This window comes from Janthinobacterium sp. P210006, from assembly GCF_036231885.1.
Taxonomy (GTDB): domain Bacteria; phylum Pseudomonadota; class Gammaproteobacteria; order Burkholderiales; family Burkholderiaceae_D; genus Janthinobacterium; species Janthinobacterium violaceinigrum.
Genome location: NZ_JAZARD010000002.1, coordinates 1201159 through 1213688 on the forward strand (window position 1 = coordinate 1201159; position 12530 = coordinate 1213688).

Here is a 12530-nt window from a genome sequence, read left to right on the forward strand (position 1 = left end):
GCCTAGGTTGCCGGGCGCAGGGGCGCCTTCGGCAGCGGGATGAATTCCGTCTCGCCCGGCACCTGTCCCATGCGCTGGGCGCTCCAGTCGTCGGCCGCCTGCGACAGGCGCTCCTTGCTGGACGAGACGAAATTCCAGAACAGGAAACGGTGGCCGTCCAGCGGCTCGCCGCCGATGACGACAAATTGCACGGGACCGCCGCCTGCCGTCACGACAGGCACGGTGCCCGCCTCCAGCAAGGCCATGGTGTGCGGCACCAGCGCCACGCCGTCGACCAGCACTTCCCCGCTGACCGGGTAAACCGCCGCTTCCGCCGGCAAGCCGTCCAGGCGCAGCTCCTTGCCTGCCTCCAGCGCCACGTCCAGGTACACGGTCTGCATGTAGGTGCGCACGGGCGAGGTTTGCCCAAAGGCCGTGCCGATCAGGACCTTCACCACGGCGCCATCGAGCGGCACGACGGGAATGTCGGCCTGCGGCGTGTGCGTGAAACTCGGCTCGTCTTCCTCGTGCGCCTTCGGCAGCGCGGCCCACAGCTGCAAGCCGTGCGTGCGGTGCGGCTGGCCGGCCAGGTCGTGCGGCGTGCGTTCCGAATGCACGATGCCGCGCCCGGCCGTCATCCAGTTGATGGCGCCCGGTTCGATGCGCTGATACGAACCGATGCTGTCGCGGTGGTCGATCGCGCCCTCGAACAGATAGGTGACGGTGGCCAGGCCGATATGCGGATGGGGGCGCACGTCGTGGTTGGCGTCGGGCGCCACGTCGATGGGGCCGAAATGGTCGAAGAAGATGAAGGGGCCGACGGCCTGCTTGACGGCGGAAGGCAGCAGGCGCCGCACGACGAAGCCGCCACCGAGGTCCTTTTCGTGGCTTTTCAGGATGGCCGCGCTCATGCCAGCACCGTCGTCACTTCGGTGGTGACGGCCGTCATCAATTTGTGCAGCGGGCATTTGCCGGCGGCGGACAGCAATTCCTGGCGCTGCGCATCCGTCAGGTCGCCCGTCAGGTGCAGGGTGGCGGCCAGGCGGTACACGCCCTTGCGCTCTTCGCTGGCATCGCGCTCCGTGCTCACTTCCACGTGTTCGAGGGGAATGCCCTTGTGCCTGGCGTACCAGACCACCGTGAGCGCCTTGCAGGCCGACAGGGCCGCGTCGTACAGGTCGTGCGGCGACGGGCCGGCATCGCCGCCGCCCTCCTCCACCGAGGCGTCGGCGGAAATGATGTGATCGCGCACGTGCACGATATGGCGCATGGGTTGCGACTGGTCGCGGATGGCTTTGATGGTCATGGCGTTCCTTGGTGCGTTTGGAAAGCCACAATTTACACCGTTTGCCCGCTTTGCGCAGCCTGCTCCCCGGCTATCTGGTCATTTGATACGGAACAGGGCGTCGACCGTCTGCGCCATTTTGAGGCTGGTGACCGTCAGCATGTCGTCGGGATTTTGCCGCTGGCGGCTATTCGCGCGATTGTAGCGGTCCGATGGCACCAGGCCCACCGCATTGCCCAGGTTTTTCAGCTGGTCAGACGAGATCCCGGCCACGGCGCCCGCGCGCTTGCCGAAGCCGCGCGCCATGGCATCGGCCTTGCGCTGCGCATCCTTGACGGCTTCGCCCATCAGCTCCTCTTCCAGGCGGATGCGCTGCGTGGCGCCGAAGGTGACGGCAAACGCATCGAGGTTGGGCATGGCCAGCAGCGGACGCATGACGGCGGGCCATTTCGACAGGTCGGCCACGTTGATATGCACGCTCGCCTTGATCTGGTACTGCGGGTTGGCCGGGTCCTGTTCCGCGCCCTTGCGGATTTCCTTGCGCACGTCGCGCACCTCGATGCCGGCGGCCGCCTCGGACAAGCCCTGCTCCACCAGCAGCGCCTTGATTTCCGCGATGCGCGTCTGGACCAGCGCGGTGGCGACATCCGGCGCCGGGTCGAAGGCGCTGACGTCGAAGTCGATCTCGCCCAGGTCCGGCGTGACGAAGCTGTACGCCGTGCCCGTTGCATGGATGAAGGGATAGGAGGGCAGATCGCCGGCCAGGGCGGCGATGGGCAGGCAGGCGAACACGATGGACAGCAAGCGGCGTTTGAACACGGATACTCCGGCACGGTTAAGGTGCGTGAAGTATCCGCCAAGATGAACGATTTGACAATATGCTAATCGAGCGTGCGCGCCACGCGGAAGCCCACGATATCGTTCGACAGCACGGTGGAAAAGCCGTTGCGCAGCGCCGAGCGCAGGTAGCGCGGGTGGTACAGCCAGCAGCCGCCGCGCAGGATGCGCCGGCTGCTGTCGCTACCCTCTTCCCAGGCGCTGCCATCGACGGGCGCGCCTTCGTAATTGTCGTGCACCACGTCCTGCACCCATTCCCACACATTGCCATGCATGTCGAACAGGCCCCAGGGATTCGGCGCGAAGGTGCCCAGCGGGCTGGTGCCGCCCCGGTACACGCCGCGCGGGCCGCCGTTGTACACATACAGGCCGTCGTAGTTCGCCTGTTCCGTGCTGATCGTGTCGCCCACGTTGAAGGCCGTGCGCGTGCCGGCGCGGCACGCGTATTCCCACTCCGCTTCGCTGGGCAGGCGGTAATGCCGGCCCGTGCGCTCGCTCAGCCATGACAGGTACAGCTGCGCGTCATTCCAGCTCACGCCCACCACCGGATGCTGGTCGTTCTGCACGAAGCCGGGATTGTCCCAGTCCGTTTCCGAACCGCCCGCCCATTGCGTCGCCTGCACGAAGGCCCGCCATTCGCCCACGCTGACGGGATGGCGCGCCAAGGCGAACGGGCGCTCGATGCCGACCCAGTGCTGCGGCGTCTCGCGCTCCAGCCACGCCTGTTGCGAACCGGCCTGGATGGCAGCCTTGTGTTCCGTCTCGTGCGCGCCCATCTGGAAGCGACCGCTGGGAATAAGCACCAGTTCCGGGCCCTGGCCCGAACCGTCGAGGTAATCGTCGCGCAGGATGCCTTCGGCATTGGCCACCGGCTCCTCGATGGCCACCGCTGCCGGTGCCGCTGCCGCAGCCGGCGCTGGCTGCTGCAGCGCCGCGGCGCGGCTGGCCTCTTCGCGGCGTGCCCGTTCCTGCTCGGCGCGGTAGGCCGCCTCCGCCTTGGCAACGATGGCCTTGCGCTGCAATTCCTGGTGTTCCTGCAAGGCCGTGGCGGCATCGGCTTCGCGGCGCGCGCGCAACTGGCCCCGCAGCGCTTCCTTGCGCAGTTTGCGCGCCTCTTCCGCTTCGAAATGGCGCTGCGCTTCCTGTTCCCGGCGCAGCTTGTCCTGTCGCTGCTTTTCCAGCGCAGCCGCCTGGATTTCCGCCTTGCGCCGCTGGTCCAGCTCTTCCTGGCGCACGCGCGCCTCTTTCAGCGCCGCTTCGCGGGCCTGCTCGGCAGCCAGCGCCGCTTCCTTCTGCTGCTGCGCCGCGCGCGCCTGCTGCTGGCGCGCCTGTTCCGCCAGTTCTTCGGGCGACGGGCCGGCCGCGCGCTCGAGCCCTTCCAGCAAGGCCTGCACCGATTGGGGCCGCAATTCCGCCGTCAGGGAAAAACCGTTCTGCAGCACTTGCCACTGTTGCGCGTTGAGCGCCTGCGGCGCCGACGGCAGATGGCTGGCGCTGCGCGCGTCGTCGAACGGCATGCGCCCTTCCAGCATCTGGTAGATCATCACGGCCACCGCATACACGTCCAGGCGCGGGCTGGGCTGGCGCTGGTGCGTGCCCGACTCCGGCGCGCGATAACCGTGCGTGCCCGCATTCGGCGTTTCCAGCGCCAGGCTGCTGCCCGCATTGCGCACGCGCGAGGCGATGCCATAATCGAGCAGTTTGATGTCGCCTTTCGCCGTCAGGAAGACATTGCCCGGCTTGATGTCGCGGTGCACCAGCTTGTGCTTTTCCCACGCGTACGACAGGGCCTCGGCCACCGGCTGCAGCAGTTCCTGCACCGTGGACAGGGGCAGCGCGCCCTGGCGCCCCAGGTAATGCTCGAGATCTTCGCCGTCGAGGCATTCCATGATGATGAAATAGCTGGCCGTGGCCGGGTCCTGCGCCCACTCGTAGACGCGCACGATGTTTTCATGCGCGAGCTTGCGCGCCTGCGTGGCTTCCTCGATCAGCAGCTTGGCATGCGTGGCGCTTTGCGTCAGCTGCGGCGGCAAGATCTTCAGCGCCACCATTTCGCTGCTGCCCAGTTCCGCGTGCGTGGCCAGGTCCGTGGCTTGCCACACCTGGCCCATGCCGCCCGTGCCGATCAGCCGTTCGAGCCGGTAGCGGCGGTTTTGCGGACCGATTTCCTGGCCCGTCATGAAGCCCAGCTCCGTGCCCTGGCGTACGGGCAGCGGCGCGGGCGTGGCGCCGGGCGGCGCGTACTCGGCGTCGAGGATGGCGTTCTTGCGGCGTTCAAATTCCTGCTCGCTGAGCAGCCCGTCGTCGTGGAGGGCGCGCAGTTCCCGCAGTTTGTCTCGTGCTTTTTGCATCATCTGGGGTGAAACGCTTCCATCAAGGCTGCAGGGCGACGCCGCAGGCGGCGCAGAATTTATCTTCGGGATGGCCCGCGCGCTGCGCATGGCCGTTCTTGCAGCGCGCCGGCGCGACGGCGGCAGCGCCTGGCTGCAGCGCCTGCGCCACGGCCACGCCCAGCTGCGCCTGCGCCGACAGGCCATGCGCGTGCGCCGCGTTCTGCAGGTTGATCAGGTCCAGCTGCTGGCGCCGTTCGCGTTCCGCCTGCCCTTCCAGGTAGCTGCGTTCCTGCGCCACGCTGTCCTGCGCCATGCGCAGCGCGTCCAGCGGCGCGACGCTGTTCTCGGCCGCCGCCAGCGCCGCCAGCGCGTGGATCTGCTCGGCACTCATGCCCGCCTGCAGCTGCACCTTCAGCACTTGCGCCAGCGCGGCCGCGTTCTGCCCGGCGGCCATGGCCACCTTGCCCGTGTCGCTCAGCGAGCCGATCTTCTCGATGCGGTCGATGTCGATGCGCGCCAGTTCGGCCGCATGCGCCTGCTGCGCCAGCAGGGCTTCGTATTCGCCCTTCCAGCGCGCGTAATCGCTTTCGCGCTGCTGCGCCATGGCCAGCAGATCGCGCTGCCATTGCGCTTCCTGTTCCAGCTGGCGCAGCTGCTGGCGCTGTTCCTCGATGGCCAGCGCGTCGAGCTGCGCCAGCTGCGCTTGCTGCTGCAGCTGGCGCGCATGCACGCCATCGGCCTCGATGGTGCGCAGCAGCTTTTCCTGCTGCGCGATGGCGTCCTCGCGCGCGCCGCCGCGCCGCAGCGCCGCCACCTTTTCCGCGATTTCCGCCGCCTGCACCTGGGCCGCCTCGTCCTTGTGCGCCTCGGCGCGCAGCAGTTCGCGCTGGCGCGCCAGCTGCATCTGGTCTTCCCACTCCTGTACCCGTTCCGCTTCGCGCTTGCGCGCCGCATTGGCCAGCATCAGGCCCTGCCAGGCGGCCTGGTGCTGCTCCGCTTCCAGCTGCGCCTCGCGCTGGGCCGCATCCGCTTCCGCCTGGCGCAGGCGCGCCAGCTGGGTGCGGCGCCCCGTCTCGTCATCGATCAGCAGCGCGCTCTCGATCTGCTGCGCGATTGACTGCAAGTGGACCTGATGGGTAAAGCGCTGCTGCGCCAGCTGGATCTGTTCGCGCCCATGCAGCTGCGACAATTCCAGCTCGCTGCGCATCTTGATGGCGGCCAGCGCCCGCACGTGTTCCCAGTTGGCCGCTTCCTCGGTGCGCTGCGCGCCCTTCTGCGCCAGTTCCTGTTCCAGCTCGCCCAGCGCCAGCGCGGCACCGTGGTCGAGCGCCTGGCGCCGCGATTTCGCTTCCAGGATGCGGCCATACAGGTCGATCTGGCGTCCGCGCAGCGCTTGCAGGCGCTCCGCTTCCTGGTGGTTCAACTCCGCCTTTTCCACCGCCGCGTCCTGCTGCAGTTCGGCGCGGCGGTGCGCATGGCGCGCCGCCAGCTCTTCGCGGCGGATGCGCTGCCACTCTTCCTCGTCATATAGCTGGTCGAGCTGCTTCATGCGCTCCAGGCTGTGCTGCTCCAGCGCCTGCGCCGGCGCGCCGCCCAGCCACAGAGTGCCGATGGCGGCATCACCGTCGCCCTCGCGCTTGTCGTGCCGCAGGCTCAGCGTTTCCACGCGCGCCACGGCCAGGCCGCTGGGCGCCAGGCGCTGCGTCAGGGCCGATTGCAGGCGTTCGTTCAATTCGGGCCGCAGGTCGGCATTCGCATCCATCTCGCGCAGCGCGCGGCTGCCGATGAATTCCAGCGCAATCTGGCGCACGGACGGCAGCAGCAAGGCGTGCAGGTGGGCGCGCGTGACGGCGCCCGGTGCGCGCATGAACTGGCGCGCGAACGCATCGGGCTGGCCCAGCGCGATCTCCACGCGCAGGGAGGCGGCAATGCCCAGCAGCTCCGTACTGGCCAGGCCCGGCAAGTCGAATTCCAGGCTGACGGCGTCGGCGCGCGCGATCAGCACTTCGGCCGGACGGGCCGGCAGCAGCGCGGGCAGGCGGGCAAAGAAGGCGGCGCTGTCGTAGTCGCCGGCCGGTATCGCGGTGAAAGCGTCCGATTGCACGATCCAGGCGCGCGACTCGGCGGGTACCTGCAGGCGGCGCGCCGCGCTGCCGAACAGCGAGGACAGTTCGCGCACGCCAAAGAACAGGGCCAGTTGCCCATCAGCAAGATGCCATTGATTGGCATGCAGCACCGCATCGCTGTCGGGGGCGCCCAGCGACAAGCCGCATTGCGCGCAATAACCGGCGGCAGCGCCGTTCTTGTGCTCGCAGCGGGGGCAGCGGGCGCCGCCAAAACCAAACAATTGGAACATGTGTGACTCCTGATGAGAATTATTGTGTGCGCAACCCCGCTGCTGTGCCGATTCTAGCAGGACAGCTGGCGCCGCACCTGCCGCGCGCCGCGCGTGCACGACACGGCGCACAACACTGTGCAGTGTCAAATAATGCCATAGGGCAATTGCATTCATATGCACGGATACAGGGCTAATTAGGCCTCAATTCAAGCGGTCGCCCGCCAGTCCCGTGCGCAGGCATTTCAGCGCCGTTTTTTTGCAGGCCATCCCGCCAAAACCACGGCTGGTCGCATCGGCATGGCGCCGCGGCGCGCGCATGGCTACAGTGCAGACATACCCACCCGCCACCCGAAAGGAACGATCATGAAAACCCTGAAAAACATGGAAGCCATTTTCACCGTCGCCGTCGCCATCGCCTGCGGTGCCAGCTATGCCAGCTTCACCCAGCCAGCGACGGCCAAAGCGGCCGCTACGGCGCAGGCCGGCGCCATCCCTGTGGTGGTGGTCAGCGCCAAGCGCCTGACGGAACAGGAAAAGAAAATCTCGCTGATCGAAGAACGGCAAGCCTTGCTGGGCAACGCCACCGCCAGCACCCTGTGAGCCGCCCATGCTGACCCCATGCCGCCTGACGCACTACGGATAGCCACCGCGCCAGGCCGCCATTTGCCTCCAATTTGTATCTGCCACGGATACACGGACACACAGCATTGTGTCAATTGTAATAAGTTGAATCAAAGGCGATCCGCTCGCCGGCAAGCGCCTATAGTCCATTTCACGCAATCACCGAAATGGAGCACACCATGAAACCCATCACACTCTACGCAGCAGCCATGCTTGCCATCAGCGCCGCAGCCTTCCTGCCCGCGCAGGCGATGGCACAGAATCAGCTCGGCGTCAGCATTGTCGTCGGCAACGCCCCGCCTCCGCCACGGTTTGAAAGCGTGCCCGCGCCGCGCACCGGCTATGTGTGGGCGCCCGGCTACTGGAACTGGGATGGCCAGCGCCATGTCTGGACCGGCGGCGAATGGCTGCGCGAACGGGGCGGCAACCAGTACCGCCGCGCCGCCTGGATACAGGAAAACAACCGCTGGCGCCTGGACCGTGGCGGCTGGGTCGCCGCACAGGTGCAGCCCGTGCGCTATGACGACGTGCGCATCGCCCCGCCGCCACCGCGCCGCGAAGCCATCCCGCGCGCCCGCCACGGCTACATCTGGGCGCCTGGCCACTGGGAATGGCGCAGCCAGCGCTACGCCTGGACGCCAGGCGTGTGGATCGCCGAACGCCCCGGCTATGTGTATGCGCCGCCCGCCTGGAACCAGCGCGACGGCCGCTGGCAGATGGAACAGGGCCGCTGGTCGCCACGGGGCCCGAACGGCGACCGTGACCGCGACGGCATCCCCAACCGCTATGACCGCGACAATGGCAACCGCCACGACCGCGATGGCGACGGCATCCCGAACCGCGACGACCGCCGTCCCGACAACCCGCGCCGCAGCTAGGCAGCATTGACACCAAGGCCACCCTTCGCGGTGGCCTTGTCATTTTCCCGACACATCCGTGTATTAGAATCGCGCGACGATCAATCACACTGCGCGAGAAAGATTCACGATGGCGATGGAAACTGCCGGCTTTACCTACGGCTCGGACACCTCGGGCCTGGTCTGGGGCTTCCTGTTTGGCCGCGACGGCCCCCCGCTGGCCCTCGATTCGACGGCCGCACTGGCCTGGCTGGCCGACGGCGCGGCCCGGCCGGCGCAGGAATTCGTCTGGCTGCACTTCAATCTGTCGCATGCGGCCAGCGAAAAATGGCTGATGACGCATACGCAGCTGGCCGACGAATTCTATGAAACCCTGCACCAGGGTTCCCGTTCGACGCGCATCGAACAGGCGGAAAACACCCTGATCGCCGTGGTCAACGATGTGGTGCACAATTTTTCGTTTGAAGCGTCCGACATTTCCACCATGTGGGCCAGCGTGGCGCAAAACCTCGTCATCACGGCGCGCCGCGCGCCGCTGCAATCGATCGAGCGCCTGCGCCAGGCCGTCATCAAGAACCACGAGCCGATCCGCTCGTCGGTGGAATTGCTGATCCATCTGCTGCGCGACCAGGCCGACGTGCTGGTCAACATCGTGCGCGACGCCGTGGCGCGGGTCGACGATATCGAAGACCACTTGCTGGCCGGGCGCCTGGTGCCGAAACGCGAAGACCTGGGCGCCATGCGGCGCGTGCTGGTGCGGCTGCAGCGCCTGCTGGCGCCGGAACCGGCTGCCCTGTTCCGCCTGCTGCAACGCCCGCCCGCATGGGTATCCGAACTGGACAGCCTGGAACTGCGCCAGTCGACGGAGGAATTTTCGGTAGTGCTCAGCGATATGTCGTCCTTGCAGGAACGCATCAAGTTGCTGCAGGAAGAGATTGCCGCCAGCGTCAACGAGGAAAACAGCCGCAGCCTGTTCGTGCTGACCATCGTCACCGTACTGGCCTTGCCGATCAATATCATCGCCGGCATGCTGGGCATGAACGTGGGAGGGATTCCGCTGGCCCAGCACCCGCAGGGTTTCTGGATCATCGTTGCCATCATCGTCACGTTCACGGTCGTGGCGGGATGGCTCGTGGTGCGCGTGCAACGCAATAGTTGATTATTGGAAACACGGCCTGGCAGGCGAACGGCAGGCGCCGTCCGCCGTCACTGCTTGCCGCGCCTAGCGGTGGTATTCGCCAGCCCGCTCAGGCTGGTACACGATTTCCTCGATCTTCACCTTCACCACGCCGCCCGGCATAGGCCAGGCGATGCTATCGCCGACGGACAGGCCCAGCAGCGCGCTGCCGACGGGCGCCAGCACGGAAATGCGGTCGGCCTGGCCTTCCACGTCCTTCGGATACACGAGCGTCAGGCAGAATTCTTCCTTGTTTTCCACCGTGAAGCGCACGGTGGAATTCATCGTCACGACGGTCGGGGGGATTTCCTGCGGCTCCAGCACTTCGGCGCGACCCAGCTCATCGAGCAGGGCGGCCTTGTCCGGCGACAGATTATTACCCAAGGCATACAACAACGCTTCCAGTCGTTCCAGGTCTTGTGACGACAAAATAATTTTTGGTTTTTTTTCCAAGATATCCTCACTATTTATCATTAGGGCGACGTCCGGTTTTGCCGGCGGCGAGTTACTTGCGCGCGCGAGGCAAAACAAACAGCATCAGAACGTCCATCATCAGCGGATTATGGACGAACTCGCGGAGCAAGGCCATAGCGTTCTCGCATTCTCTATTAAAATTTATTAAAATCAATGACTTGCAATGGCTTATGCAGACAGGAAGTTAATCCGTTCCACGCCCGCCCGCGGCATTGAAGTTATTCTTCGTGACATTTTGTTTACCATCGGCATGTTTTTACGAGGAAAAAACCAGCCGGCAAAAAAAGGATTAAAATTCAAGTACGATTATTATTAGAAAGACACGCCCCGCTTTTTCCGCCTGTCTTGCCGCCTTGCCTGCCGCCACTGGCCCGCGGCACGGACAATAAATTGCCGCGTGCCCTGTACTTTCACGCTGCAAAATGACAATATGTCGGCCTTAACAACACGTTGAGAGTTCCGGCTCACTTCGGCTTTCATCAGACTGGAACGTAAAGTATGGCAGGGCGAGGCGGGATCACACGGGGCGGCGGCAAGCGGGGCCGGCAGGAGAATGCGTCATGATGGCGCCATTGATGCTGCCCTCGGTGCAGTGGCGCGGCGACCGGATTGCCAGGCTGAACCTGCTGGCCGCGGCCGCCATGCTGGCCATCGCCAGCCTGCTGCTCATCTTCTTCCAGTGGTATTCCCTCCAAGCATCATTCCAGCGTAACCTGCGCATCCAGGCCGACATGCTGGCGCCCGCCGCCGCCCTGGCCCTGCGCCAGGACAACCCTGTTGCGGCGCAGCAGCTGCTCGCTCCCCTCGCCGCCGCCCCGCATGTGCAGCAAGCGCTGCTCTACAGCCCGTATGGCGCGCCGTTTGCCCGCTACGCGCGCAGCGGCAGCGATGCCGCGCCCGCGGCGCCGCAGGCCGGCATGCAGTTCGATTACCTGGACGGCCATGCCGCCCTCCTCCAGGCCTTGCCCGGCGGCGGCGCGCTGTACCTGCGCGCCAGCCTGGCGCCGCTGTACCTGAGCCTGGCGCAATTTTCCGCCTTCACCCTGCTGGTCTGCCTGTGCGCATTCGGCCTGACGGTCCTGATGGTGCGCCGCACGCGCGCCGCCGCCCAGCACGCGGAAAACCATCTGCACTACCTGGCCCACGTCGACCCCGTCACCCAGCTGCCGAACCGCCATGAATTCAACGACGCCCTGGCCTACGCGCTGGCCCGCGCCGACCGCCAGGACAGCAGCGTGGGCCTGCTGCTGCTGGACCTGGACAATTTCAAGGTGGTCAACGATACGCTGGGCCACCACTGCGGCGATCAGCTGCTCAAGCTGGTGTCCGAACGGCTGGTGGCCATCCTGCGCAGCACCGACATCATCTGCCGCATCGGCGGCGACGAATTCGTCGTCATCGTCGAACCGGCCGACGACGCGTCGGAAATGGCCAGCGTGGCGCGCAAGATCCTCGCCGTGCTGGCCGAACCGTTCGCCCTCGAAGGCCACCAGCTGTATGTCAGCGCCAGCATCGGCGTGAGCCTGTACCCGTTCGACGCGCAGGACGTGGCCACCCTGACGCGCAACGCCGACACGGCCATGTACCACGCCAAGCACCAGGGCAAGAACCGCTATGCCGTATTCCAGTCCGAAATGGAGCTGCGCGCGCAGCGCCGCCTGCGCATGGAAGCGAACCTGCGCCGCGCGCTGCAGAATGAGGAACTGTATCTGCACTACCAGCCGCAGATCGACTTGCGCAGCGGGCGCATCGTCGGCGTGGAAGCGCTGATCCGCTGGCACTGCCGCGAGATGGGGCAGCTGAGCCCCAGCGAATTCATCCCCGTGGCCGAGGAAAGCGGCATCATCGTCGACCTGGGACGCTGGGTGCTGCAAAGCGCCTGCCGCCAGGCCGCTGCCTGGTGCAAGGCGGGCTTGCTCGATTCGCTCGAACACGTGGCCGTCAACCTGTCGGCCTGCCAGGCGCGCGACCCGGGCCTGATGGACGATATCCACGCCATCCTGCACGAAACGCAGCTGCCGCATGGCTTGCTGGAGCTGGAAATCACGGAAGGGGTATTGATGGACAATGTCCACGCCAACGTGGAACTGATGCGGCGCCTGCAGGACACGGGCATCCACCTGTCGATCGACGATTTCGGCACCGGCTATTCCTCGATGTCGTATCTGAAACGCCTGCCCATCGACCAGCTGAAGATCGACCGCAGCTTCGTGCACGACCTGCCCGGCGAAGGCGAAGCCATCGTCACGGCCATCATCGCGATGGCGCACAGCCTGCATCTGAAAGTGGTGGCCGAAGGCGTGGAAACGCTGCAGCAGGTGGAGTTTTTGCGCAAGGCGGGCTGCGACAATGCACAGGGCTTCTTCTTTGCCCGTCCCATGACGGCGGCGCAGCTGACGGCATTGCTGCTGGAGCGGCGCGACTGGAGTACGCGCACGATCCTGCCGGCTTGAATTGCCGCCAGCGCCGGTGTCGGATTACGCGCGGCGTTGCCGCCCTCATCCGACCTACGCCTGACGGCCTGCACAAGGGTGCAGGAGAAAATGCTCAGGGCTAGGCGCCTTGCCGAAGACAGTACGAATGTACGGCGAGGCAAGGCAACAACGCCCTGGGCTTTTTATCCGGCGCC

At 66.0% G+C, this 12530-nt stretch carries 10 protein-coding genes; 4 read left to right on the top strand and 6 right to left on the bottom strand.

Going from position 1 to position 12530, the window contains the following annotated elements; genetic code table 11:
* Window positions 1–2: 2 nt before the first annotated feature.
* The 5 genes from VPH41_RS13710 to VPH41_RS13730 form a co-directional block, all read right to left on the bottom strand.
* A complete protein-coding gene (locus tag VPH41_RS13710; protein ID WP_328570436.1) occupies window positions 3–890 on the bottom strand; it encodes a pirin family protein in 888 nt (295 codons plus the stop codon).
* On the bottom strand, window positions 887–1285 hold the full coding sequence (locus VPH41_RS13715; protein ID WP_152257922.1) for an OsmC family protein: 399 nt from the start codon (window positions 1283–1285) through the stop codon (window positions 887–889). The genes VPH41_RS13710 and VPH41_RS13715 overlap by 4 nt, the downstream gene beginning before the upstream one ends.
* 78 nt (window positions 1286–1363) lie before the next feature.
* The gene (locus VPH41_RS13720) at window positions 1364–2083 is read right to left on the bottom strand and encodes an SIMPL domain-containing protein (protein ID WP_328570437.1); all 720 of its coding nucleotides are present in this window, start codon (window positions 2081–2083) and stop codon (window positions 1364–1366) included.
* 62 nt (window positions 2084–2145) lie between these two features.
* Window positions 2146–4455, bottom strand: a complete 2310-nt coding sequence (locus tag VPH41_RS13725; RefSeq protein WP_328570438.1) for an SUMF1/EgtB/PvdO family nonheme iron enzyme — start codon at window positions 4453–4455, stop codon at window positions 2146–2148.
* Window positions 4456–4474: 19 nt separating this feature from the next.
* A complete protein-coding gene (locus VPH41_RS13730; RefSeq protein WP_328570439.1) occupies window positions 4475–6790 on the bottom strand; it encodes a hypothetical protein in 2316 nt (771 codons plus the stop codon).
* A 345-nt stretch (window positions 6791–7135) separates the two neighbouring features.
* On the opposite strand from VPH41_RS13730, the gene VPH41_RS13735 reads away from it, so the two are divergent.
* The 3 genes from VPH41_RS13735 (at window position 7136) to VPH41_RS13745 (ending at window position 9409) form a co-directional block, all read left to right on the top strand.
* Complete coding sequence (locus VPH41_RS13735; protein WP_328570440.1) at window positions 7136–7372, top strand: hypothetical protein; 237 nt, start codon at window positions 7136–7138, stop codon at window positions 7370–7372.
* 200 nt (window positions 7373–7572) lie between these two features.
* Window positions 7573–8271: a YXWGXW repeat-containing protein gene (locus VPH41_RS13740; RefSeq protein WP_328570441.1), complete on the top strand. Its 699-nt coding sequence runs from the start codon at window positions 7573–7575 to the stop codon at window positions 8269–8271.
* A gap of 109 nt (window positions 8272–8380) precedes the next feature.
* Window positions 8381–9409, top strand: a complete 1029-nt coding sequence (locus tag VPH41_RS13745) for a transporter (RefSeq protein ID WP_170846295.1) — start codon at window positions 8381–8383, stop codon at window positions 9407–9409.
* 63 nt (window positions 9410–9472) lie between these two features.
* Here the strand turns inward: VPH41_RS13745 and rnk are convergent, their stop codons facing one another.
* Window positions 9473–9880 carry a nucleoside diphosphate kinase regulator gene (rnk, locus tag VPH41_RS13750; RefSeq protein WP_162835757.1) on the bottom strand — a complete coding sequence of 136 codons (408 nt, stop codon included), beginning with the start codon at window positions 9878–9880 and terminating at the stop codon, window positions 9473–9475.
* 581 nt (window positions 9881–10461) lie between these two features.
* Here rnk and VPH41_RS13755 point away from each other — a divergent pair.
* Complete coding sequence (locus VPH41_RS13755; protein ID WP_328570442.1) at window positions 10462–12354, top strand: putative bifunctional diguanylate cyclase/phosphodiesterase; 1893 nt, start codon at window positions 10462–10464, stop codon at window positions 12352–12354.
* The last annotated feature ends 176 nt before the right edge of the window (window positions 12355–12530 follow it).